Origin of the sequence: Metabacillus herbersteinensis, assembly GCF_042433335.1 — a bacterium.
GTDB classification, from domain to species: domain Bacteria; phylum Bacillota; class Bacilli; order Bacillales; family Bacillaceae; genus Metabacillus; species Metabacillus herbersteinensis.
Genome location: NZ_JBHLVO010000001.1, coordinates 257,197 through 282,293 on the forward strand (window position 1 = coordinate 257,197; position 25,097 = coordinate 282,293).

Here is a 25,097-nt window from a genome sequence, read left to right on the forward strand (position 1 = left end):
GAGAGTTTAGCTCGCGGTACCACCCTGATTATGGACATAAACAGTCCATCACCTCTTTAACCGTAACGTGGTTATAACGGCAGCTTTTTTCTGCACTCAGGATTAGCCTTCTGTTGATCGTATCTAGAATTTCTTTCAGCCAGGGAAATTCATCTCTTGAGATCGATTGCAACATACTCGTTCCATCAACGATTTACTTATTCTAACGTGAATTATAGACAAGAGCATGATGAATGTCAATGTTCCCTTTTTAACTGAACAACGTGAATCAAAATGACTTTTAAAATCACCAGAATTGGTACAGCAAGCATAAGTCCGAAAATGCCGCCAATTTCTCCACCTGCAAGAAGCGCGAACATAATAACAATCGGATGCATGTGAATACTTTTTCCGACAATAAGTGGACCGAGAATATTCCCTTCAAGAAACTGCAAGGAACCAATAATAATGATGACAATGATAATTGTCTTTGTCGACATTGTTGCCGCAATAATAACAGCTGGAAATGCACCGATAATTGGCCCAAAATAAGGGATAATGTTCGTTATTCCAATAAGAAGCCCTATAATAAGGGGATACTTTATTTTAAAAAACCACAGGGACAAAAAAGCAATCGTCCCTATGATAAGACATATCAATAGCTGCCCTCGTATATAACTCCCCAACGATTTATCGATCTCTTTAAGAAACTGGATGGCTTCACTTCTCCATTTTCTCGGTGTGAGATACCATGCTGCTTTTTTAATTGAATCATGATCCTTCAACATATAAAACACTAAGAAGGGAATGATTGCCAAAATAATTAAATAATCAAAAATACCTCTTAAACTGTTAATGAGTCTTTCAATTAGTGAAGCAAGCCCGTTCTCAACTCGAGCAAAGAGATCGTCCACGCGTTCATGAATACCATCAGGCCAACGATTCGTTTCATTTTTAATTTTTTCAATCCAACTGTTGTACGTCTCCGTTAACTGTGGGAAACTCTCTGAAAGATCGCGAAGCTGTTCAATTAAAATTGGCACACCTCTATAAAAACCATAGCCAATCGCCCCAAAAAACAAGAAATAGATAATTATAATAGATAACGACCTCGGCACACCTGTACTATGGAGTTTTTCTATGACTGGATGAAGCAAATAGGTGATAAACGCGGCAATAAGAAATGGGAAAAAGATTGCTTTGAACATAATGAAAAAGGGATCCCAAAGCATTTGTAACTTAAAAAAGAGATAAACCGAAAGCAAGCCCAACAAAAAAATTAAAATGTGTAATATCCATTTTATTTGTCGATCTCGCATCTGTTCAACCCCCTCTTTCCAATTATTGTGGAGAGTTGGAGGGATTTTTATGCACTAGAGGAATCCTCAATAGGGACAAAAGTCAATTCTTTAAATAAAAAATTCATTTTCCTAATTTAATTTAGAAATCGACTAAAATATTTTAATTTTAGAAGAATTAACGAAAATTTGTTTTTTCCTTATTCAAAAGGAGTTGGTCAATAAAAGGAGAATATTCACCCTGAACTGACCCGATTCTCATGCATTTATCCTGATTCTCGTGCAATTATCCAGGTTCTCGTGCAATTATTCCGATTCTCGTGCAATTATCCGGGTTCTCGTGCAATTATCCTGATTCTCGTACAATTATTCGGGTTCTCGTGCAATTATCCTGATTCTCGTGCATTTATCTCGATTCTCGTGCATTTATTCAGATTTCCGTGCAATTATCTCGTTTCTTATGAGTGAATACATCACTTTTCGCGAGAGTGCCAACCCATTTCCACAACACAAAAATGACCGTCATCTCGACGGTCATTACTATTAATTGAACATGTTCATCATACGTTTGCGCACTTTTTTCATTGAACGGTTAGATGTCATGTTTTTACTGCGTGCGTATTGATAGGCAGCAGCTCCTAATCCTAGTGATACTAGTGAGGTCATGGTACGATTCATGTCCCTTCCCCCCTTTTTACATGCTAATTGATCGATCATCTTCTGTGAATAAGTCATCAAGTGAACTCAATGAACCATCTTCCTCTACCTGATGGGTGAAGATTTTTCCATTAGCAACCGAAAGTTCGATAAAGCAACCCCAGCAATAGTACTGATTTACACCAATTTTCCCAAGGTCTTTGCTTCTGCAATTTGGACAATTTAACAAATGGGCACACCTCTTTATAATCTAAAGTCCATGACGATCGCGTCTTTGCTTATTGTTAAAGGTTGTCCGGAAGCTTTAATTACTTTTTTACCTTCCGTTAAATCGGCAAAGAATCCGTTCGTCAGTTCATATGCTTCAATTGTGCCCATTTTTTCTGAAAAATAAACATCATCAAGCAATCCGAGTCGCTCACCTTGTGCCGTTAGTACAGCCTTAAAACGAAGGTGCTCATAGGTTTGATAGCAATAATGTGTTTTTAGGTCTTGAAAAGAAAGGAGGGATTCAACAGCTGAAATCATCACACCATGCTCGCCAATCGCTTGAATGGCTTCAATCGGTGCAAACCGATCCCTCTTAAAAATTCCTTTTCCGTCCATTTTCAGTCCAATTACATAGCCTTCATGAGAAAAGCATAAATCGGATACATAGCCGAGGAGTTCAGCACTTTGGTTACTGTAGATTGGAAGACCTTTCAGCTTAGAAAATGTTCGCAAGGAGATCGCCGCCTTTCCGAACATTTTTATGTTTAGCTTTACTCCATAAAGTCATACGGTGTAAGGTTTTCCATTCCAATGTTTGCATCGTGAATACTGAAGGGAAGCTCTTTTTGCAACTCGTCTTCTTCCTCGTTCTTCAACTCATTGGAACCTTGTAGCTTCATCGTTAGAGACGTTTGTCGGTTAGAGCTATCTTGATTTGATATTCCCCATTCTAGTGCTTCCTTTTCACCGCAAAGAATTAAAAACTGTTTACTTCGTGTGATTGCTGTGTAAATTAAGTTACGTCTTAGCATCCGATAATACCCTTTTACAATCGGCAACACAACGATCGGAAACTCGCTTCCTTGTGATTTATGTATTGAACAACAAAATGCATGTGTGAATTGGTTAAAATCCCGTTTTGTATAAGTTACTTCATTTCCATCAAATGAGATAACAATCATATCTTCTTTTTCAGTATTTTCTTTCGCATAAAAGATTGAAACAACTTCACCAATATCACCATTGAAAACATTGCTTTCAGGCTGATTGACGAGCTGTAATACTTTGTCACCGTTTCTGTAAGTAACATCGCCGAATTTCATTTCCCGTTTCCCTTGTGTGGCGGGGTTGAAGATAGTTTGAAGTAATCCGTTTAACTGATCGATCCCTGCTGCACCTCGGTACATTGGAGCCAGAACTTGAATATCTCTAGCCGTGAAGCCTTTCCCCAGAGCGTTTTTAATTACTTTTTCAACTACCCCTCCCATTTGAGCGCCATTGCATTGAATAAAGGAGCGATCAGATGTTGGAGAGGAAATATTAGCTGGAAGCTGTCCTTTTTTAATCTCATGGGCGAGTTCAATAATCGAAGACCCTTCTGCCTGACGATAAATATCTGTTAGACGAACAGTTGGAACGACATCTGATGCTAGAAGATCGCGTAATACTTGACCAGGACCTACCGATGGTAATTGATCTTCATCACCAACACAAATCACTTGCATTCCTTCTGGAAGAGCCCTAAATAATTGATTGGCAATCCAAATATCTACCATTGATACCTCATCAACAATTAAAAGCTTGCCACTAATTGGTTGATCCTCATCATGCTCAAAGCCATTTGCTCCATTCCACTTTAACAACCGATGAATGGTTACTGCAGGCAGGCCTGTTGCTTCACTCATCCGTTTTGCAGCACGACCTGTGGGAGCGACGAGCAAGATCGGAAAAGGCTCCTCTTTTTTATAATCATTATGGTCTAATGAGCATCCATGAAGATCCGCGTAAAGTTCAACAATCCCTTTAATTACAGTAGTCTTTCCTGTTCCTGGTCCTCCAGTTAAAAGCAACATTGGAGACATTAATGCCTTTTGAATTGCCTCTTTTTGAGAAGGTGCATATTGTACATTTGTTCGTTCTTCAAGCTTCCCTAGTGAAAGTAAAAACTCAGACTCAGGGAAAAGATCGAGATATTCTGTTTGTTGTAACACTCGTAGTATATTGACTGTAAGTTTTTGTTCGGCATAAAAAAGAGTGGGTAAATAAGCTCGATTGTCCTCTATTATTAACCTTTTTTCCTCTGCCATTGCAATGATTTCTGTGGAGATACTTGTTTCGGAAATTGCTTCTTGTTTTGATTGATTCAACAGGGCTTTTGTTTTAAGTAAAAGCTGTTCCACAGTTAGAAAAACATGGCCTTCTTGTAAACACATTTGTTCAATTGTATAGGAACAAGCTGCTTTTATTCGTTCCGAGTGGCTACCTGATATTCCAAGCTGCTGCCCAAGCTCATCTGCTCTTACAAAACCAATCCCTTCAACGTCGTGTACGAGCTGATAGGGGTTCTTTTGAATAACATTTAATGTTTCTTCCTGATACGCTTGATAAATCTTCATGGCAAGCTGTGGACCAAATCCAAATTGATTGAGCGAAATCATAATTTGTTCTATTCCCTGATGTTCAATTAAGGCTTCGGCTAGCTGAGTTGCCTTTTCTTTGTTCACCTTTGGAATATTGTCTAAAATAGCAGGATTTTGGAGTATCTTTGAAATCGCTGATTCGCCTAATTTTTCAACGATGGCTTCAGCTGTTTTTTTTCCGATACCTTTAAAAAGATCGCTTGATAAATATTGAATAACGCCTTCCTTCGTTTGAGGCAATTCCTTGCGAAAGTGTTCAGTTTGAAACTGCCAACCGAATTTAGGATGATTCGATAATGTTCCAAAGAAGGTGTAGGTCTCATCTTCATGCAGGAGAGGAAAGTATCCTGTTACGGTGATTTCTTTTTCTTCAAGCTGTTCATTTGTTTCTTGAACTCTTACTTTGAGAACGGAATACAAATTTTGCTCATTATGAAAAATAACTACCTTGATTAACCCCTTCACAAAGCGTTCTTTTTCATTAAATAAATCTGCTTTTTCCTGCATGAGTTTCCCTCCTTTCTAGTTATATGTACTATTTATTCACTACCATTTGACTGGAGGATTTTCAATGCATGCCCAGCTAGTAAGTGATCAGATTGTACTTCTAATGCTTTCATAAACATTTCTTTTGCATCTTCAGATTGATCATTAAATGCACGGGCAACTCCAAGATTATAATAGGCATCGGCGTGAGTAGGATCTAATTCAAGAACCCTTTCAAACTGAGCAACCGCTGCTTCAATCAATTCTTGGGAGGCAAGGCATAAGCCGAATTGAAATCGAGCTTCTGCATCATTTTCGTTTAACTCTACCGATCGTTGAAAATAAGGTGTAGCAAGTTTCGGTTGATCGAGATGATTGTAGGTCATCGCTAACATGAAATAGAGATCGCTATGATCCATACCTTTTTTTAATGCCAACTCATACATTTTTTTTGCCTCATCATATTGTTCTTGGTTGAAGTAGATATTTCCTGCACCATAAAAAGCCGTAACCGCTTGTTCATCTAGTTCAATTGCTTTTTGGTAAAATTTCAATGATTTTTCTGGTTCACCGACTGCTGCAAGTAAATTCCCAAAGTTAATATATGCTACCGCATCATCTGTGTTGTCCTCAATAGCTGCAGAAAAGTACTTTGCCGCTTCCTCAAACTTTCCTTCACGCATCGCTTCAATTCCGTTTTGATTGTTGTCCATTTCATTGACCTCCAATTTTTTATTGAACTACAAACTAATGGATGCCTAGCTGTTTAACATCAGAGAAAAAACCCCAACTTTTGGTTGCGGCTTCTAATTACATTAAAAGTAAAAACTAGCTAACGTACCACAGCTTTTCACCATTTTTAAAAACATCATCAATCGTTCCTCCACCTAAACATTCATCACCATTATAAAATACAACAGCTTGTCCAGGTGTTATTGCTCTAATTGGATGTTTAAAGGTAATAGTTGCTGTTGCTTCATCAATTACGTTAACCGTTACTTCGTTATCTTCTTGTCGATAGCGAAATTTTGCAGTACAGGTTATTTCAGTTGGTTTATTTTCTGAAACCCAGCTAATATTTGTTGCTGTAATGGAATCAGAGAACAATAATTCATTTTCAAAACCTTGATCTACAAACAATATATTCTTTTCTAAATCTTTTCCTACGACAAACCATGGATCACCACTTCCACCAATGCCAAGACCATGACGCTGACCAATCGTATGATACATTAGTCCATCATGCTTTCCTTTTACTTCTCCATCAAGAGTTTGCATAACTCCGGGTTGGGCCGGTAGATATCCGCTTAGAAATTCTTTGAAATTGCGCTCTCCGATAAAGCAGATGCCCGTACTGTCTTTCTTAGTTGCCGTTGCTAGATTTGCTTGCTTAGCGAGCTCACGTACCCTTGATTTTTCCATGTTACCAATCGGAAACATAACCTTCGATAATTGCTCTTGACCTAACTGATTTAAGAAATAAGTTTGATCTTTATTTTCATCCAAACCACGGAGCATTTTATATTCACCATCGTGGTATTCGACTTGTGCATAATGACCAGTTGCTAAATAATCCGCACCAAGTGAGACTGCATGCTCTAAAAATGCTTTGAATTTTATTTCCTTATTACACATGACATCAGGATTTGGCGTTCTTCCTGCTTTATATTCATCTAAAAAATAGGTGAAAACCTTTTCCCAATACTGCTTTTCAAAATTAACAGCATAGTAAGGAATACCGATTTGATTGCATACGGTAATTACATCATTGTAATCCTCTGTTGCTGTACAGACACCAAACTCATCTGTGTCATCCCAGTTTTTCATAAAAATTCCGATCACATCATAGCCTTGTTCTTTAAGTAGTAATGCAGCAACAGATGAGTCAACTCCACCAGACATGCCAACTACAACCCGTGTATTTTTAGGATCCTTTTTCACCCCGTTCACCTCCATGTCAATTCTATGTTGTTAATCGTTTAACGATTTTAGTTGTTACCTGAGTTGCATGTTCAATCTCATCTATAGTGTTGCCTATGCCAAAGCTAAAACGAACTGACGATGCGATTCGCTCGGAATTCCCCCCGTACATTGCAACAAGAACATGAGATGGATCAATGGAGCCCGCTGTGCATGCTGAGCCACTTGAAACCGCCACGCCTGCTAGGTCCAAATTAACGAGTAAAGACTCCACATTTGTTCCCGGGAAATAAATATTAAAAATATGGGGTAAACTTTGATCTTGAGAGCCATTTATCTCAAACTTCACAGAGTTTTCTTTAAAAATTGTGAGCATCTTTTCTTTAAAGGAATTGTACAGTGCTCTTTTTTCAGCTCTAGATGCATTTGCTAGTTCTGCTGCATAACCTAATCCAACAATGCCAGCGACATTTTCCGTTCCTGCCCGTCGCTTTAATTCTTGTTCTCCACCATGTGTAGAAGAGTGGATTTTCTTCCCTTCTCTCACATATAAAAACCCAACACCTTTTGGGCCGTTAATTTTGTGAGCAGAAACAGACAGCAAATCTATACCTAATGCATTGACGTCGATATCTTCAATACCATAGGCTTGGACAGCATCAGTGTGAAAAGAAGCAGAAGGGTAATCTTTCAACAGTTGACCAATTTCTTTAATTGGCTGTATTGTTCCAACTTCATTGTTTCCGTACATCAATGTAACCAAAATGGTTTCGTCGGTAAGTGCGCTTTTAAGTTCATTAAGAGAAATTTGCCCGTTTTCACCAACAGATAAATAAGTAACGGTGAAGCCCTCTTTCTCTAAATATTTACATGTATTTAAAACCGCGTGATGTTCAATTTGAGAAGTAATGATGTGCTTGCCTTTGTGTTTATTCGCATGTGCTGTGCCAATGATGGCTAGATTATCACTCTCAGTACCGCCGCTCGTAAAAATGATTTCATTTCTTTTTGCCCCAATGCTGATAGCGAGTGATGCTCTTGTCTCATCAAGTAAACGTCTACTTTCCCGTCCGAAAAAATGAATACTTGAAGGATTACCAAAGCTGTTTAGCATAAGTGGAACCATTTTGTTAACAACTTCAGGGTGCATCGGGGACGTTGCAGCATGATCTAAATATACATGATTCAACGTTTATCCCTCCTTATTACCTCATACTATAATTTTTTAGCCATTTACTTTAGATAGATTATATATAGAACATATATGATTCTTGCTCACCATCTGTATAGCTTGCAAGATCCTCAAGAGTGGTGTTGTCTAATACGTCCTTGACTGCGTCACGAATTCGAATCCAAAGCTGACGTTTTGCAGGCTCTTCATCCTCTAATACTTCTACAGGACTAATCGGTCCTTCAAGGACTCGAATGATGTCTCCTGATGTGATATTGGCTGGTTCATCTCCTAGAATATAACCGCCATATGCGCCTCTAATACTTTTCACAAGGCGTGCATTTCGAAGTGGAGCAATCAATTGTTCTAAATAGTGCTCTGATAAATTATGCGTTTGAGCAATACTTTTTAATGATGTAGGACCTTGCCCATGATTTTTAGCAAGTTCGATCATAATTGTTAATCCGTAGCGACCTTTTGTAGAAATTTTCATACTAGCACCCCTATTTTTTATCTAGCAACTTGATGAACATTTTCTTTTTGTCTATTCAAGAGTTTAATTAATAGTTGGTCCGTTGTTTCCTGGCATTGCGGTATCGTTTTGCCCACAATATATCCAACAGTAAGTGTAAGTAGAATCGTTCCAAAAAAAACAGGACCACCGAGGAGCCAACCGACCAACAGTACAAAGACTTCAATACTTCCTCGAATAACAGAGATTGGTTTTTTTGATGTTTCAACTAAAGCCATCATTAAACTATCTCTTGGACCCGCTCCACATCTTGCTGAAATATATATACCTATACCATAGCCCATCACCATCATTCCGATCAGCAGCATAAAAAGCTGTCCAACTATGCTAGTTGGTGTTTTTAGGAATGGTAGTAATAAGTAAAGATCGATAAAGACTCCCACCGTTAGCATGTTAACAAATGCACCAAGCTGTGGCCACTTTTTAGTTAGCAAACCTGATAGTGTAAGGATTACTCCTCCTACAATGATTGCCCATGAGCCAATTGTTAAACCAAACTGATTGTATAGCCCAATATGTAGTACATCCCATGGAGACACACCCAATTCAGCTCTAATTGTTAAGACAATGCCCAGCGACATCGTTAGCAAACCCAGAAAATAAACAGACCATCTAAAAAATAGCTCTGCAGCGCTCTTCCTCTGCTTGTGTTTCATTTATATTTTCACTCCAATTTTAAAAAATGTTCCTCTTAACGCAGTATTGTTCATCAGGCGACAACATCTTGATGTTTCACTGGAGTTACTTTTTTCAGGTAGATAAGTAACTTACTTTGAACCTAAGTCATTATAGCATATTATTATAGATGAAGGCAGGGATTTAGCTCTTCATTTAGTATAAGATCTCCACTCTTTATTTGTTCTTCTTAGCTTAAAATTAGTAAATATCACTTACACCCACAAATACCGTTACATCTGTTAGGAGTTGTCAGAGTGAAACCGTTGGCTTTTCGAATGAGACCAAAAAGTATTGATGAAATAATCGGACAGCAGCATCTAGTAGGTGAAGGGAAAATTATTCATCGAATGGTAAAAGCAAAACACTTAAGCTCGATGATTTTGTATGGACCGCCTGGAATAGGAAAAACATCGATCGCAACTGCCATTGCTGGAAGCACAAGCACTGCTTTTAGAAAATTAAATGCGGTTGTGAACAACAAAAAAGACATGGAGATTGTCGCCCAGGAAGCAAAAATGTCTGGTCAAGTCATTTTAATTTTAGATGAAGTCCACAGACTCGATAAAGCTAAACAGGATTTCTTACTACCTTATTTAGAAAATGGCATGATTATCTTAATTGGAGCAACGACGAGTAACCCCTACCATGCCATAAACCCTGCGATTCGTAGCAGATGCCAAATATTTGAGTTGACACCGTTAGAGGATCAAGAAATTAAACAAGCACTTTCTCGAGCTTTAATAGATGAAGAACGGGGGCTTGGAAAACATCCAGTTCATGTATCTGAAGAAGCTCTGGGCCACTTAGCATCAAGCTGTGCAGGCGATGTTCGCTCAGCTCTTAATGCTCTAGAACTTGCCGTCCTTTCTACTGAAAAAAATGAAGATGGAGAAATCCACATTAATCTTAAGATTGCAGAGGAATGCCTCCAAAAGAAAAGCTTTGTTCATGACAAAGACGGTGACGCGCATTATGACGTGCTCTCAGCCTTTCAAAAGTCAATTCGCGGTTCAGATGTAAATGCCGCGTTGCATTATTTAGGTAGACTTATTGAGGTTGGCGATCTAATTAGTATCAATCGAAGGCTGTTGGTGATTGCCTATGAAGATATCGGACTAGCTAGTCCCCAGGCTGGTGGTCGAACACTTTCTGCAATTGAAGCATCTGAACGATTAGGTCTCCCAGAAGCGCGCATCCCCCTTGCAAATGCTGTTATTGAGCTTTGTTTATCACCTAAATCTAATAGTGCCTACAAAGCATTGGACATGGCCCTTCACGATATAAGAGCAGGTCAAATTGGTGATGTCCCTAAACATTTGAAGGATGCTCATTATAAAGGTGCGAAATCACTTGGAAGAGGAATTGATTATCTTTACCCACATGATTACGAAAATGGATGGGTAAAACAGCAATACTTACCTGATCGACTAAAAAAGAAGATTTACTACACGCCAAAGAAAACCGGTAAATTTGAGCTAGCTTTAAATCAAGTTTATGAGAAGCTAATGAATTCCAAATTGTAATACTTATCAAACTAGTAATTTGAGTAAAACTAACAAGTCCGGGCATTCTAAACCTATTACCCATTCATATAGGGAGGTTCAATGTGAAGGTTAGACAAGATGCATGGTCACATAAGGACGATACACTTCTTGCAGAAACCGTTTTGAGTTATATACGTGATGGTGGGACTCAAATTGCGGCATTTGATGAAGTCGGAGATCATTTAAATCGAACATCCGCTGCATGTGGCTTTCGTTGGAATGCGGAAGTCAGAAAACATTATGTACAAGCAATTGATCAAGCAAAAAAGGAACGAAAGCAGAAAAAGCGTATTCATGATCAAACTACAAAACTAAAAGGTGTAAAACAAAGAGCTAGCATTCAAGTAGAAAATAAAACCACCTCACAAAAGAGCTTGAATTCTGCATCACCACTTAATCAAGCTGATCTTCTCAGCGCGATCACGCTAGATGAGTGTATTGCGTTCCTACACTCATTTTCAGTGGATCAAACACCGGAAGATCAACACCTTAAACTAGAAAATCAGCAACTCAAAGAACAAAATAACAAACTCCTTCAACAAAATAAACAATTAACCTTAAAATATGAGCGATTAATGGAAACACAACACTCAATTGAAGATGACTATAGAATGTTGATGAAGATTATCAATCAAGCACAAAAAGTTATCAAAGTTGATGAATTTGAGGGTGATAAGCGGCTCTATAATTGAAAAATCCAGCTGAACTATAGCTGGATTTTTTCATGACTTTGATAAATTGCAGAGCCCTATTTAGTTTTTAGACAGTTAGATCGCATTGAGCTCTTTAGAGGACACTCGTTTTTTTACGTAGTTTTCACTTTTCGTCTTTTACACGTTTAATGTGAATGTCTTTTAAAAGATCATTGACAACATAACCACCCATGATTAGTCCTGCAACAGACGGAACATAGGCATTAGAGGATGGTGGCATTTTTGCTTTTCTAATTTTTGCGGCATCATTTCCGACTTCTTTTCGTACTTCTTCACGAATGACAATAGGGCTCTCGTCAGAAAAAACAACGTTAACTCCTTTATGAATGCCCTCTTTACGTAAGCGGGTTCGAATTACCTTTGCCATTGGATCTGTAGTTGTTTTTGAAATATCGGCTACTTGAAAACGAGTTGGATCGGTTTTATTGGCAGCACCCATACTTGAAATAATCGGAATGTTACGCTTTAAACATTCCTTTATTAAATGAATTTTATAGGAAATCGTATCAGATGCGTCGATTACATAGTCAATTCCATAACTAAAGAATTTTTCGTACGTCTCTTCTGTATAAAACATTTTTAAAGCGATGACTTCACATTCCGTATTGATATCTGCAACCCGTTCCTTCATAAGATCAACTTTTTGTCGGCCTACAGTTGATAACAATGCGTGAAGCTGGCGGTTAACATTTGTGATATCCACATCATCTTTATCAACCAGAACAAGCCTACCAACACCTGAACGTGCGAGTGCTTCAACAGAAAAAGACCCTACTCCACCAATTCCAAGGACTGCGACCGTACTATTTTTCAAAAGATCTAATCCTTCTTTACCAATTGCTAATTCATTTCTTGAAAATTGATGTAACAAATAACTCACTCCAGTTAGCTCACTTTTAAATAGATAATGGCAGTATTTTTACCTGAAAATGAATATATCATACTGACTTTGAAAATCAAGAGTAAATATAAAAAGCTAAGCGCCTTGTTCAGACATATGACCTCGAGGGTCTAGGTGCTCGAGCTAGATTCAGAAACGCTATCCAAAAGTGAAGAATTTTATAACTTCCTAAGCGACAAAAAAACTGCTCTCAGTATACTGTGCAGTTTGATCCTTCATATGTAAAAAGAAAAAGTCCCAATCGTGCCGTCATAATTTCCCTCGTTTTGAACCCGCACTCAGCAGGTGGGTGCCTTATTTCGAACGTTTGTAAGTCCTCTAGCGAATGAAGAGGCATTTACTCTGAACGAAAACGCAAGCTCCCGTATAAACAATGTTAGGTCAAAACATAGGTGTACAACGAACACATCAGGACTTCTTCTTTTTATGTTAAAAAAAGAATATCATATCAAGAGTCTTTTTTCAAGTCATCTCAGGTTAGAAATTACTCGCTCTTAGAAAGGTTTAATTGTAAGTTTAAATCGTTTAATTGAGCATCACTAACCCCACTAGGTGCATTTGTTAACAAACAGCTTGCACTTGCGGTTTTTGGGAAGGCAATGGTGTCACGTAAGTTTGTGCGACCAGCAAGTAACATCACAAGTCGGTCAAGTCCAAGAGCGATTCCACCATGTGGAGGTGTGCCGTATTCGAACGCTTCAAGTAAGAATCCAAACTGTTTCGTAGCCTCTTCTTCTGTAAAACCTAGAAGTTTGAACATTTTTTCTTGTATTTCTTTTTCAAAAATACGCAGTGATCCTCCGCCTAACTCAAACCCATTTAATACTAAGTCATAAGCTTGTGCTTTCATGCTCGCAGGATTTTCCTCGAACAAATGAATATCCTGGGTAGCTGGCATTGTAAACGGATGATGTGCTGCATAGTATCGGTTCTCTGTTTCATCAAATTCCAATAATGGCCAGTCAACAACCCATAGGAAATTAAATTTCGTTTCATCAATTAATTTTAAATCTTTAGCGAGCTTTGAACGAAGTGCACCAAGTGCATCGGCAACCACTGATTTCTTATCAGCAACAAAGAGCAACAAATCTCCAGATTCTGCTTCTAATGTTTGCGTAAGTCCTTTTTGCTCTTCTTCTGTGAAGAATTTAGCAATCGGTCCTTTTAATCCTTCGTCTTCTACTTTTAACCATGCTAGACCTTTTGCACCGTAAAGAGAGACAAACTCTGTTAATGCATCGATATCTTTTCTTGAGTAGGTAGTCGCAGCACCCTTTACATTAAGAGCTTTAACATCTCCACCATTTTGGACAGTTGAACTGAAAACCTTAAAGCCGCTTTCTTTGACAACTTCACCTACGTTAATAAGCTCCATACCAAAGCGAGTATCCGGCTTATCCGATCCATAGCGGCTCATCGCTTCATCGTAGGTCATTCGTGGTAAAGGAAGAGTAATTTGTACACCCTTCGTTTCTACCATTACTTTTTCCATCATTTTTTCGGTTAAAGCAATAATCTCTTCTTGACTCATAAAGGACATTTCAATGTCGATTTGAGTAAACTCTGGCTGGCGGTCTGCACGTAAATCCTCATCACGGAAGCAACGAGCCACTTGATAGTACCGATCAAAGCCAGCAACCATTAACATTTGCTTAAAAAGTTGTGGAGACTGTGGCAGTGCATAGAACTCCCCTTCATGAACACGACTTGGGACCAAGTAGTCGCGAGCGCCTTCTGGGGTACTTTTCGTTAAAATTGGTGTTTCAACATCTAAAAAGCCGTTTTCATCTAAGAAATTACGAATTGACTTTGTTACATTGTGACGCAATTTAATGGTATCAAACAATGCAGGCCTTCTTAAGTCCAAGTACCGGTATTTTAAACGAACATCTTCTCCTACTTCTTCTGATTTATCTTCAATTAAAAATGGCGGATTTTTAGCAGCATTAATAATAGAAGCTTCGTCAACATGAATCTCGATTTTACCTGTTGAAAGATTCGCGTTAACTGTTCCTTCAGTACGTTCAACAACGGTTCCTTTGATATCGAGCACATATTCACTTCTCACTATTTCCGCGATCTTTAAAGCATCTTCTGACACTTCAGGGTGGAAAACAACCTGCACAATTCCAGAACGATCACGCAAATCGATAAAAATTAACCCGCCAAAATCACGACGTTTTTGAACCCATCCCTTTAAGGTCACTTTTTCACCTATTGCTTTTTCAGTTACTTCACCACAATAATACGTTCTACCAAACATCGTGTTCCTCTCCTTTTACAGTCTCTCTTTTAAATAAGAAACGAGCTTTTCTAGTGAAACATTTTCCTGTGAACCTGTTTCCATATCTTTAATAGCGATCACATTTTGTACTAGTTCTTCATCACCTAACACAGCCACGAATCTTGCATTGTGTCGATCAGCTGATTTGAACTGTGCTTTCATTTTTTTGTCTTCGTAATCTTTTTCAGCTCTTAAGCCTGCCATTCTTAGTTCATGTAGTAGGGTAACTGTTTTATCCTTGGCTTTTTCACCCATTGAGACAAGGTAGCAATCAACCCCTGTTGAGAGGGGAAGCTGGACTCCTTCCGCTTCAAGTGCAGCTATGAGACGCTCAATACTTAATGCAAAACCAATACCAGGAGTCTCAGGTCCGCCAACGTCTTCAACAAGTCCATTGTAACGTCCACCACCACACAGTGTGGTAATTGCGCCAAACCCTTCAGAATCACTCATGATTTCGAAGGCAGTGTGATTGTAATAATCCAAACCGCGAACCAAGCTAGCATCAACTTCAAATGAGATTCCTATGTTCGTTAAGTATTCTTGAACTTTTTCGAAATAAAGCTTTGAATCTTCATTTAAATAGTCAAGAATTTTCGGTGCCGTTTCCAACAGTTCATGGTCTCGGTCTTTTTTACAATCTAATATTCGTAAAGGGTTTTGAGTTAAACGATTTTGACAGTCTGAACAAAATTCATTAATTCTTGGTTGGAAGTGAGCAATTAATGCTTCACGGTGATTCGTCCGACTGTCTCCGTCACCCAAGCTATTGATAATCAACTTCAACTTTTTCAAGCCTACCGATTGATACAGTGTCATTGCGAGTGCAATCACTTCTGCATCAATTGCAGGATCATTGCTCCCAATCGCTTCAACACCAAACTGTACAAATTGTCTAAACCGACCTGTTTGAGGACGTTCATAACGAAACATCGGACCAATGTAGTATAACTTTGTCGGCTGAATTGCGTTTGCAAATAACTTTTTCTCGACAAAAGCACGAACAGTTGAAGCTGTTCCTTCTGGACGAAGTGTGATGCTCCGGCCCTTCCTGTCTTGGAACGTATACATTTCCTTTTGAACAATGTCTGTACTTTCTCCTACACCTCTAGCAAATAGCTCAGTGTGCTCAAATATTGGTGTACGAACTTCTTTATATTGAAATTTATTACATAACTCACGAGCTGTGTTTTCAATGAATTGCCATTTTTCTACTTCTCCAGGCAAAATATCCTGAGTTCCTCGTGGTATTTGAAATGCCATTGCTATTTCCTCCAAACTTTTTAAATAAAAAAAACTCCCGTCTCTACATAAAATGTAGGGACGAGAGTTATTACCCGTGGTTCCACCCTAGTTGAAGCACTGGATATGCTTCCACTCAAACAGTTAACGCCTGTCACGTCCGCCTCCTACTAAACAATGCTGTTTTTCAGAGGGAAACCTAAGGAGTGTTCTTTCGTGTAAGTCATCATGTAGAAATGCTTTCAGCCGCGGCATTTCCTCTCTTTCCATGTGTATCTTACCTACTTTTCTCCATCACTGGTTCGATCAATTTAGTTGATTATGTAAATGTAGAATTAATCTTTGATTTAGAATTATATCTTATCATACGTATGCAATGACAGGTATGTCAAGAACGATTTAATTGTTTTTTAAAATTCTTCACCTCTCTTAGCGATAAACCGAATTCTGAAGCAAGTTCAAAAGATGTGGTTTGCTGTTCGTTCGCGATACAATCATGAAAGTCTACACCAAACTTTTCATTATTCGAATGGGATAGCTCCCCTTTTTGACTATGTCTCATATTTTGTCAACACCCTTTCAGTAAGTTACCTACTAATTATTATTTCCTTTTTTGTAAGAAATATTTCAGAAATTCAAGGTATAACCGATATTAATAGAGAAAATGTTTAGGATGCCTCGTGTTTAACAAAAAAGAAGGAGGATTTACCATTGTTTCGTAAAGTTCTAACTGTTTTTACTTGTTTCACACTATTAATTGCTAGCTTTTTTCTTATACCTCAAAAGACTTTAGCAAGTGATCAGGCAGTCATTAATGTTGATTTGTTAAATGTACGGAGTGGACCAGGGCTAAGCTATTCGGTTGTCGCAAAAGTCAAAAAGGGACAAAACTATGATATTGTCGATAAAAAAAATGATTGGGTTCAATTAAAGCTATCTAGTAACCAAAAAGGTTGGGTTGCCGCTTGGCTTGTTAATCAAAAAAAAGCAAAGGTATCGGTTAGTCAAGGATCTAGCAGTTCAAATACAGTGGAATCTTCTGCAACCGGCTTACGAATTCGCTCAGGTCCCGGAACAACATTCCCAGTAATTGGTGTGTTTGAAAAAGGAAAAAAAGCCAGCTTTGTTGAAAAAAGTGGAAGCTGGATTAAAGTATCCTTGGCTGGCAAACAAGGATGGGTTTCATCAAGTTATGTGAAATACACAGAAGTAAAAGCTCCTCCTGCTTCTAGTCAAAGTAGCACTGGGAAAACTGGAAAAGTGAACGCAACATCCTTAAACGTTCGAAAAACACCATCTACACAAGGATCTGTTCTTGGTAGCTTAAAAAATGGAGCTTCTGTATCAATCGTTACACAACAAGGAAAATGGATCGAAATACACTTTAAAAACCTAAAAGGCTGGGTACATAGTGACTATTTAAAAATAGAAGTAGCAAATACGACAACACCTGCGGCTCCTCCTACAACTACAACTTCTAAACTAGGCAATGGAACGGTCTCAGCAACCTCCATTAATGTACGTAGTAGTGGGGCCATGAATGGAAAAGTTGTCGGCGCTATTACAAAAGGAACAAAAGTAACGTTGCTAGAAGAAGCTAACAAGTGGTACAAAATTTCTTATGGAACAAACAAAACTGGCTGGGTTGCAAGTTGGTATATTACTAAAATCGCTGAAACAAGCCAACCTACTTCAACGAGTGGAAATAAAAGTGTCAAAATTATTTATAATGGAACAAACATCCGTTCAGGTCCCTCAACAGGTCACTCGATTGTTTCAAGAGGAAACTCTGGACAGCAATTTGCGATACAAGAAACAAAAGGAGATTGGTATAAAATTAGCTTGCCAAACAATAGGGCTGGCTATGTTGCAGGGTGGGTCGTCGAAACTGCAGGTGTGTCGGATACAGTAAGTCGTCCCGGTGTGCAGCAGTACTTAAAAAACAAGACAATTGTCATTGATCCAGGACATGGTGGGCGAGATAGCGGTGCAGTTGGTGCAAGAGGATCCTTAGAGAAAAACTTAACTCTGCGAACTTCCAAGCTCATTTTTGACAAACTTAAAGCCTCCGGAGCAAATGTCTTTTTAACAAGATCGAATGATAGTTATATTAGTTTAAACTCACGAATAAGTACCTCACATTACCGAGATGCTGATGCCTTTGTTAGTGTTCATTATGATAGTTTCGCTAACAGAAGTGTTACAGGAGTGACTAGTTATTACTATAATTCATTAAAAGACAAGCCTTTAGCAACCTCACTTCACAACGAGCTTGCAAAGCAGTCAAATATAAAAAACCGTGGTGTTAGGTATGGGAATTTTCATGTAGTACGTGAAAATAAGAAGCCCTCCGTATTACTAGAATTAGGTTTTATAAGTAATAGCACAGAAGAATTAACAGTTGGAACAAATAGTTATCAAGAAAGAGTATCACAAGCTATTTACACTGGATTGGCAAAGCATTTTAAATAAGTAATCGCAAAAAAGGCGTCACACCAATTGTGTGACGCCTTTCTTGTACTATCAGAAATTATATAATTCTATGATTCAGTTTGCGTTTCTGAATCCAGCTCCAGCGCCTTATGCTATGCCTAAGGCTGTTCAAGGCGCTTGCGCTTTTTTTTAACTTTCTATTATTTACTTTCAATAATTAACGTAACAGGCCCGACATTCGTAAACTGTACATCCATCATTTCACCAAAAACACCTGTTTCGACAGTAATTCCTTTTTCTCTCAGCTTGTCATTGAAAAACTCGTACAAAGGGTTGGCTACATCTGGTTTAGCTGCGGACATGAAATTAGGACGTCTTCCTTTCTTACAATCACCATACAGCGTAAATTGCGAGACCGACAAGACTTGTCCATTCAAATCAAGTAATGAGTGGTTCATTTTCCCAGATTCATCTTCGAAAATTCGCAGATTAACTATTTTGTCTGCTAAAAACTCAGCATCCTTTTTTTCATCATCATGCGTAACTCCGACTAACACCATTAACCCTTGCTCAATTTCTCCAACAACCTCTTGATTAACCGTTACACTTGCATTTTTTGCGCGTTGAACTACAACTTTCAAAGGTCAAAATTCCCTTCTTAAAGAATCAGAAAGTATAAATTCTTTTACTTAGTTAGCGTTTCTGAATCCAGCTCCAGCGCCTCAGTCCAGTCCATACGTCGCTAAAGGGGCGCTTCCGCTTTTTATTAGTTCATCACTCGACGAACTGAATAAATATCAGAAATTTGCTTGATTCGTTCGACCACCTTATGAAGATGATTAATATTAGAAATCGAAATTGCCATATTAATCGTCGCTACTTTGTTTCGATCCGATCTACCAGCAACAGACGAAATATTTGTTTTTGTCTCATTTACAGCCTGTAAAACCTCATTAAGTAGTCCGCGACGATCATAACCTAGTATCTCAATTTCTACATTGTATTCTTTACGACCTTGTAGTTGATGCTCCCATTCAACATCGATAAGCCGCTCTTTGGCATCATCTGTGTGTACGTTCGGACAGTCATCTCTATGAACCGAGACTCCCCTTCCCTTCGTAATAAAACCAACAATCTCATCACCTGGTACAGGGTTACAGCATTTTGAAAGCCTAATTAGTAAGTTATCAATGCCTGTTACTTGAACACCTGCATCTCTTTTTCTTGAAGATTGTGGACGGGTTTCGCTTACAACTTCTTGAATCGCTTTTTCTTGTTCTTGATCTCGTTTTTTACGCCACTTTTCAGTTAGACGATTTGCAACCTGCAAGGCGCTAATTCCGTTGTACCCTACAGCTGCATACATATCCTCTTCATTTGAAAAGTTGAACTTTTCTGCAACTCGATTTAAATTTTCAGAAGTCATTACTTCTTTCAACTCAAATTCGAGGTTCCTAATTTCTTTTTCAATCCACTCTTTCCCTTTTTCAACGTTTTCTTCACGACGTTGCTTTTTAAAGAATTGGCGGATTTTATTTTTCGCTTGCGATGTTTGTGCTAGTTTCAGCCAGTCTTGACTTGGGCCATAGGAATGTTTTGATGTTAAAATCTCAATAATGTCCCCTGTTTTGAGTTTATAATCTAAGGTGACCATTTTTCCATTCACTTTAGCACCAATCGTTTTATTTCCGATTTCAGAATGAATTCTGTACGAAAAGTCAATTGGGACAGAGCCTGAGGGTAATTCTAATACATCCCCTTTAGGCGTGAAAACAAAGACCATGTCTGAAAATAAATCAATCTTCAATGATTCCATGAATTCTTCTGCGTTTGTTACATCATTCTGAAATTCAAGAATTTCTCTAAACCATGATAATTTTTTTTCTAACATGGTTCTTTCATCAATTTCTTGCCCTTCTTTATAGGCCCAGTGAGCAGCTATCCCATATTCTGCAATTTGATGCATTTCAAGCGTTCGAATTTGGACTTCAAGAGGATCTCCCTTAGGCCCAATTACCGTTGTATGAAGGGATTGGTACATATTCGGCTTTGGCATCGCAATATAATCTTTAAATCTACCTGGCATTGGCTTCCAGCATGTATGAATGATTCCAAGAACGGCATAGCAATCTTTAATCGAGTTAACAACAATTCGAACAGCCAGTAAATCATAGATTTCATTAAATTGCTTATTTTGTAACACCATTTTTCGATAGATGCTGTAAATATGCTTGGGACGTCCTGAAAAATCGGCTTCGATATCTACTTCGTCGACACGATTTCGTACTTCATCAATAACTGCATCTAAGTACTGCAATCGTTCGGCACGTTTTCTCTTCATTAAATTAACGATTCGATAATATTGCTGTGGGTTTAAGTATCGAAGAGCTGTGTCTTCGAGTTCCCATTTTATTTTTGAAATCCCTAAGCGGTGTGCTAAAGGCGCAAAAATTTCGAGCGTTTCATTTGAAATTCTCCGTTGTTTTTCTTGTGGAAGATGTTTTAGAGTACGCATGTTATGGAGACGATCGGAAAGTTTAATTAAAATGACTCGAATATCTTGAGCCATAGCCACAAACATTTTCCGATGATTTTCTGCTTGTTGTTCTTCTTGAGACTTGTATTTAATTTTCCCTAGCTTTGTCACACCATCGACAAGCATTGCTACCTCTGCACTAAATGCTTCGCTTAGGTCCTCAAGGGTCACGTCTGTATCTTCTACGACATCGTGTAGAAACCCTCCAGCAATTGTTGATGGATCCATCTCTAAATCAACCAAAATACCAGCAACTTGAATGGGATGGATAATATATGGTTCACCCGATTTACGGTATTGTTCACGGTGTGCTAGTTCAGCAAAATCATAAGCACGACGAATAAAAGAGAGATCCTCTTTTGATAAGTAGCTTTGTGCTTTTTCAATTACTTGCTCAGCGGTTAATACTTGTTCGTTTGCCATAGAATCACCTTTTTGGAGGTTGTTCAAAGTGTCACATACAATTTGTCGCGATTCGAACCGCGCATTTATATGACAAGCCTTGAACTCGCAATTATAATGAAAACTTTATTGTAACCATTATCAATAAAAAATAAGCATAAGTAAAGAGGTATCTAGCTATATTACCTGTCCAATAAATGGCTTTCAGCTATAAAGGAAGGTATGGACAACAAAAACGAGGGCAATCTTTACGTAATTGACCATGGGCATTTCTACTAAAAATTCGCGCTTCCTACAAACATTGTTGGTTCTTCTAATTCCAAGATACCTATATAAATAAAATAAGCACCCTTATTTCGAGTGCTTATTGTTTGTTTAGAATTTCATTAATGTTAGTATATCATATTTGTCTAATTTATTTCGACCATCTAAGTAGGAGAGTTCAATCAGAAAAGCAATTCCTGCGACTACTCCGCCTAGCTCCTCAACAAGCTTGATTGTTGCTTCTATTGTACCACCAGTTGCTAGTAAGTCATCTGTGATAAGTACACGTTGACCTGGCTTAATTGCATCTCTGTGGATCGTAAGGACGTCCTTGCCGTATTCAAGGCCATATTCAACTCGAGCGACTTCTCGAGGCAATTTACCTTCTTTACGAACCGGAGCAAATCCAATCCCTAATGAGTATGCGACTGGGCATCCAATGATGAAGCCACGCGCTTCTGGGCCAACGATAAGATCAATCTGTCTTTCGCGAGCGTAGTCAACTATTTGATCTGTTGCATATCTATAAGCATCACCGTTATCCATTAGCGTCGTAATATCCTTGAATTGGATACCAGGTCTCGGATAATCGGGCACAACTGTTATGAATTGCTTTAAATCCATTTTTCCTTTGTCCTCCTCATACATTTACAAGCTTAGAAGTAGAATTCATATGTTCATTAAACCATAACTTCAACTGCTGGTAAGATGTATATAATAACATTTTTTCAAGCTCAATTTGCTGCTGCTTTTTAGCAAATAATATTGATTCGGATAAGTCTCTTTTGGATGACTGTGTTTGAATCGAAATAATGCCATTTTCTATTGTAACAAATTCTAATTCAAAAAACACCTTTGACATAAATTCAATTGTTTCTTTTGACCATCCACGATGACGAGCTAATTCTTCACCTTTGTGTTTCAAATCAAATGGTCCTCGTTTTAACAAGTATCCATAAAACCATTTAAAGTGGTCCCTTGTTGGAATTGTTGCAAAAAAGTTATCATTTTCCTGAAGAAAAATCGCATAAACTCTTTCAGGCTTCCCTTTGTCAAAAAGACTGTAAAGGAGCTCGGTTGATGGTGGAGTATCAACAAAAACAACATACTTATTCGATACATTTATATTCAACGCTTCATCTTTTGATTGGATAAAAGAAACTTCTGCTTTAGAATCGATCTTTTTTACACGTTCATACATCTCGTGTTGAAAGGTTATAATGTGGCTTTGAACTTTTGATATCGTTTGGATGAGCTTTTCGATGTTGTTCGTGCCGCGATGGTCGAAAAGTTGCCACTCATTTACACAAAGATCCTGAAGCATCAATTGTGGTTTTCGAAAGTTGTTCCACTCATTAATTGAAAGCTGCCCAATCGCAGACAATGTAGTTGCCGGAGAAAGCTCATCATGAACATACCCATATCCAAAACCAACACAATCAATAGAGGTACCTTCTACTTCTAATACCATTTTGAGATGATTTTGATTTGTCCCGATTTTGCGAACATTCCCAAGAGTCACATCTTCAATTAACACAACAGGTTTAGGATTTGACATTCCAAATGGTGCTAATAAGTGCATTTCTTCAATTGACTGCACAGTGACTTCCTCAAGTGAACACCTTACATCTACAGTCGTTATCGGTGTAAAATCTTCCTGAGTCATTGTACTGTCAGCAATTTTGATGAGACGAGATCTTAGCTCATCTACGTGCTCCATGTTAAGCGTCATACCCGCGGCCATTGGGTGTCCACCGAAGTGAGGAAGAATATCTCTACACTCTGATAAACTTTCAAATAAATCAAAACCAGCAATACTTCGTGCTGAGCCTTTTGCAATTCCTTTATCATTGTCTATACATAGAATGATCGTAGGACGGTAATATTTTTCGACAAGCTTTGAAGCTACAATCCCAACGACTCCGGGATTCCATCCTTCTTTTGCAATTACGAGGACTGAGTTCTCGCTTATTGGAAAGCTTTTTTCAACTTCTTCGATTGCTTCTTCGGTAATCGTACTAACATTTTTTTGGCGTTCCTTGTTTAGTAGATCAATTCCATTCGCAATCTCGAATGCTTCCTCTTCTAATTCTGTCATTAACAGATCAACGGCAGGGTCGGCAGATTGTAAGCGACCGACAGCATTTATTCTTGGAGCCAATGCAAATCCAATCGTTTCCTCGTTAACCTCGGATTGGTTAGAGCCAGCGACCTTCAGAAGTGCTCTTAACCCGATTCTCTTTGTTTCTTTTAACTGCTGAATACCTCTCCTGGCAATCAATCGATTCTCGCCATGTAGGGGCACTAAATCAGCTATTGTACCAATTGCTGCTAATTCTAATAATTCTTTTGGTATTTCACCAAGTAAAGCATGAGCAAGTTTTAATGCAACTCCTACTCCAGCTAAATCTTTGAACGGATAAGAACAACCTGACTGTTTAGGATGAAGAATTGCGAGAGCATCTGGAAGAACAGGTCCTGGTTCATGGTGGTCTGTAATGATCAAGTCGACTCCAAGTTCCTTTGCAATGCTCGCTTCATGCACAGCCGATATTCCCGTATCAACGGTAATAATTAAGTTTACTTTATTTTCATGTGCTTTTCGAAAGGCAGTTTCGTTTGGACCATAGCCTTCAGAAAAGCGGTTAGGAATATAATAATCTACATCTGCGCCGAGCTTCTGGAGCGTAGTTAGTAATACGGTTGTACTGCTAACACCGTCTGCATCATAATCTCCGTAAACTAATATTCTTTCAGACTGCTTAATTGCATCATTTATTCTTTGGACGGCAATGTCCATATCTTTTAATAGGTAAGGATCGTGGAAGGTTTGTTCTTCAATTTTTAGAAATTCACTTGCAGCTTCTACAGAAGTATATCCACGTTTTACGAGTAATGAGGCAACTAGAGGCGTTATCGATAGCTCATTCACTAAAGCTTGTACTGTTTTTTCATCAGATGGCTGTATTGTCCATCTTGTTTTAGCTTTTAACATACTTTCACCCCTTAACCCCCCTATTATACTAAAGGGGCTAACGGGTTTCAAATGGTGGATTATTGGAGATTACTTTCTTCGTCGATCATTTCTCGTTTTTCTTTGTCTTTGATTTGAGTGGGTTCAATTATGTGTGATTTTTTATTCGATGCTTCAATTTCCATTTTAAGGTGTGCGTTTTCTTTTTCAGCAGCTTTTAATTTTCTTTGTAAAGCAATGATACGGACAACTCCAGTTGATGCAATAATAAATCCTCCCATTAAAACAGAACCTAGAATCACTAGAACTAACGGCCATTGCGATGTTCCGAATAAATAATCGACCTCGACTGGATCAACATTAATAACCGCAAATACTGCAATAATTAGTGCAAATAAAATAGCTAAAATAATACTCCATTGTCGTTGCATGGAGAAAAACTCCTTTCTACAT

Annotated in this window: 22 protein-coding genes, 1 other RNA gene and 1 other annotated feature; of the genes, 3 read left to right on the forward strand and 20 right to left on the reverse strand. The window is 38.3% G+C overall.

All coding sequences use genetic code 11. From position 1 onward, the window contains the following. Positions 1-236 precede the first annotated feature (236 nt). The 10 genes from ACFFIX_RS01355 to ACFFIX_RS01400 all read right to left on the reverse strand — a co-directional run bounded on the left by ACFFIX_RS01355 (position 237) and on the right by ACFFIX_RS01400 (position 9,329). Positions 237-1,298, reverse strand: a complete 1,062-nt coding sequence (locus ACFFIX_RS01355) for an AI-2E family transporter (protein ID WP_378929732.1) — start codon at positions 1,296-1,298, stop codon at positions 237-239. A gap of 522 nt (positions 1,299-1,820) precedes the next feature. Next, on the reverse strand, positions 1,821-1,955 hold the full coding sequence (locus tag ACFFIX_RS01360; RefSeq protein WP_378929734.1) for a YrzQ family protein: 135 nt from the start codon (positions 1,953-1,955) through the stop codon (positions 1,821-1,823). Positions 1,956-1,971: 16 nt separating this feature from the next. Continuing rightward, entirely contained in the window at positions 1,972-2,163 is a 192-nt protein-coding gene (locus tag ACFFIX_RS01365) for a YrzR-like zinc ribbon domain (RefSeq protein WP_378929736.1), read from the reverse strand. A gap of 14 nt (positions 2,164-2,177) precedes the next feature. Then, a complete protein-coding gene (locus tag ACFFIX_RS01370) occupies positions 2,178-2,657 on the reverse strand; it encodes a PRC-barrel domain-containing protein (RefSeq protein ID WP_378929738.1) in 480 nt (159 codons plus the stop codon). Positions 2,658-2,695: 38 nt separating this feature from the next. Further along, a complete protein-coding gene (gene recD2, locus ACFFIX_RS01375; protein WP_378929739.1) occupies positions 2,696-5,071 on the reverse strand; it encodes an SF1B family DNA helicase RecD2 in 2,376 nt (791 codons plus the stop codon). Positions 5,072-5,103: 32 nt separating this feature from the next. Further along, positions 5,104-5,763: a tetratricopeptide repeat protein gene (locus tag ACFFIX_RS01380; protein ID WP_378929741.1), complete on the reverse strand. Its 660-nt coding sequence runs from the start codon at positions 5,761-5,763 to the stop codon at positions 5,104-5,106. Between the two features lie 115 nt (positions 5,764-5,878). Then, the gene (mnmA, locus tag ACFFIX_RS01385) at positions 5,879-6,991 is read right to left on the reverse strand and encodes a tRNA 2-thiouridine(34) synthase MnmA (RefSeq protein ID WP_378929743.1); all 1,113 of its coding nucleotides are present in this window, start codon (positions 6,989-6,991) and stop codon (positions 5,879-5,881) included. Positions 6,992-7,013: 22 nt separating this feature from the next. Further along, the gene (locus tag ACFFIX_RS01390; RefSeq protein ID WP_378929745.1) at positions 7,014-8,159 is read right to left on the reverse strand and encodes a cysteine desulfurase family protein; all 1,146 of its coding nucleotides are present in this window, start codon (positions 8,157-8,159) and stop codon (positions 7,014-7,016) included. Positions 8,160-8,217: 58 nt separating this feature from the next. After that, on the reverse strand, positions 8,218-8,634 hold the full coding sequence (gene cymR / locus ACFFIX_RS01395) for a cysteine metabolism transcriptional regulator CymR (RefSeq protein WP_378929746.1): 417 nt from the start codon (positions 8,632-8,634) through the stop codon (positions 8,218-8,220). Between the two features lie 17 nt (positions 8,635-8,651). Further along, positions 8,652-9,329, reverse strand: a complete 678-nt coding sequence (locus ACFFIX_RS01400) for a YczE/YyaS/YitT family protein (RefSeq protein WP_378929747.1) — start codon at positions 9,327-9,329, stop codon at positions 8,652-8,654. A 276-nt stretch (positions 9,330-9,605) separates the two neighbouring features. Here ACFFIX_RS01400 and ACFFIX_RS01405 point away from each other — a divergent pair, with 276 nt between their 5' ends. Together ACFFIX_RS01405 and ACFFIX_RS01410 are read left to right on the forward strand one after the other, a co-directional pair. After that, entirely contained in the window at positions 9,606-10,874 is a 1,269-nt protein-coding gene (locus ACFFIX_RS01405; RefSeq protein ID WP_378929748.1) for a replication-associated recombination protein A, read from the forward strand. Between the two features lie 83 nt (positions 10,875-10,957). Then, the gene (locus tag ACFFIX_RS01410; protein WP_378929750.1) at positions 10,958-11,587 is read left to right on the forward strand and encodes an RsfA family transcriptional regulator; all 630 of its coding nucleotides are present in this window, start codon (positions 10,958-10,960) and stop codon (positions 11,585-11,587) included. A gap of 124 nt (positions 11,588-11,711) precedes the next feature. On the opposite strand, the gene ACFFIX_RS01415 is transcribed toward ACFFIX_RS01410, so the two are convergent. The 5 genes from ACFFIX_RS01415 to ACFFIX_RS01435 form a co-directional block, all read right to left on the reverse strand. Continuing rightward, positions 11,712-12,479, reverse strand: coding sequence for a tRNA threonylcarbamoyladenosine dehydratase (locus ACFFIX_RS01415; protein ID WP_378929752.1), 768 nt, complete (start codon positions 12,477-12,479; stop codon positions 11,712-11,714). 260 nt (positions 12,480-12,739) lie between these two features. Further along, positions 12,740-12,927: non-coding RNA, 6S RNA (ssrS, locus tag ACFFIX_RS01420), on the reverse strand. Positions 12,928-12,993: 66 nt separating this feature from the next. Further along, positions 12,994-14,772, reverse strand: coding sequence for an aspartate--tRNA ligase (aspS, locus tag ACFFIX_RS01425; protein WP_378929754.1), 1,779 nt, complete (start codon positions 14,770-14,772; stop codon positions 12,994-12,996). Positions 14,773-14,787: 15 nt separating this feature from the next. Continuing rightward, complete coding sequence (gene hisS, locus ACFFIX_RS01430) at positions 14,788-16,056, reverse strand: histidine--tRNA ligase (RefSeq protein ID WP_378929756.1); 1,269 nt, start codon at positions 16,054-16,056, stop codon at positions 14,788-14,790. A 53-nt stretch (positions 16,057-16,109) separates the two neighbouring features. Further along, positions 16,110-16,342 (reverse strand) — a binding site (T-box leader). Between the two features lie 81 nt (positions 16,343-16,423). Next, positions 16,424-16,597, reverse strand: coding sequence for a hypothetical protein (locus tag ACFFIX_RS01435; RefSeq protein WP_378929758.1), 174 nt, complete (start codon positions 16,595-16,597; stop codon positions 16,424-16,426). A 149-nt stretch (positions 16,598-16,746) separates the two neighbouring features. On the opposite strand from ACFFIX_RS01435, the gene ACFFIX_RS01440 reads away from it, so the two are divergent. After that, positions 16,747-18,507 (forward strand): N-acetylmuramoyl-L-alanine amidase family protein, encoded by a 1,761-nt coding sequence (locus ACFFIX_RS01440; protein WP_378929760.1) that lies wholly within the window; start codon positions 16,747-16,749, stop codon positions 18,505-18,507. A gap of 161 nt (positions 18,508-18,668) precedes the next feature. Here the strand turns inward: ACFFIX_RS01440 and dtd are convergent, their stop codons facing one another. From dtd to ACFFIX_RS01465, 5 genes are all read right to left on the reverse strand, one after another. Beyond that, positions 18,669-19,109: a D-aminoacyl-tRNA deacylase gene (dtd, locus tag ACFFIX_RS01445; RefSeq protein ID WP_378929762.1), complete on the reverse strand. Its 441-nt coding sequence runs from the start codon at positions 19,107-19,109 to the stop codon at positions 18,669-18,671. Positions 19,110-19,234: 125 nt separating this feature from the next. Next, on the reverse strand, positions 19,235-21,427 hold the full coding sequence (locus ACFFIX_RS01450) for a RelA/SpoT family protein (protein ID WP_378929764.1): 2,193 nt from the start codon (positions 21,425-21,427) through the stop codon (positions 19,235-19,237). Positions 21,428-21,781: 354 nt separating this feature from the next. Next, on the reverse strand, positions 21,782-22,294 hold the full coding sequence (locus ACFFIX_RS01455) for an adenine phosphoribosyltransferase (RefSeq protein WP_378929766.1): 513 nt from the start codon (positions 22,292-22,294) through the stop codon (positions 21,782-21,784). Between the two features lie 16 nt (positions 22,295-22,310). Next, positions 22,311-24,665 carry a single-stranded-DNA-specific exonuclease RecJ gene (gene recJ, locus ACFFIX_RS01460; protein WP_378929768.1) on the reverse strand — a complete coding sequence of 785 codons (2,355 nt, stop codon included), beginning with the start codon at positions 24,663-24,665 and terminating at the stop codon, positions 22,311-22,313. 59 nt (positions 24,666-24,724) lie between these two features. Continuing rightward, positions 24,725-25,075: a LapA family protein gene (locus ACFFIX_RS01465; protein ID WP_378929770.1), complete on the reverse strand. Its 351-nt coding sequence runs from the start codon at positions 25,073-25,075 to the stop codon at positions 24,725-24,727. Between the last annotated feature and the right edge of the window lie 22 nt (positions 25,076-25,097).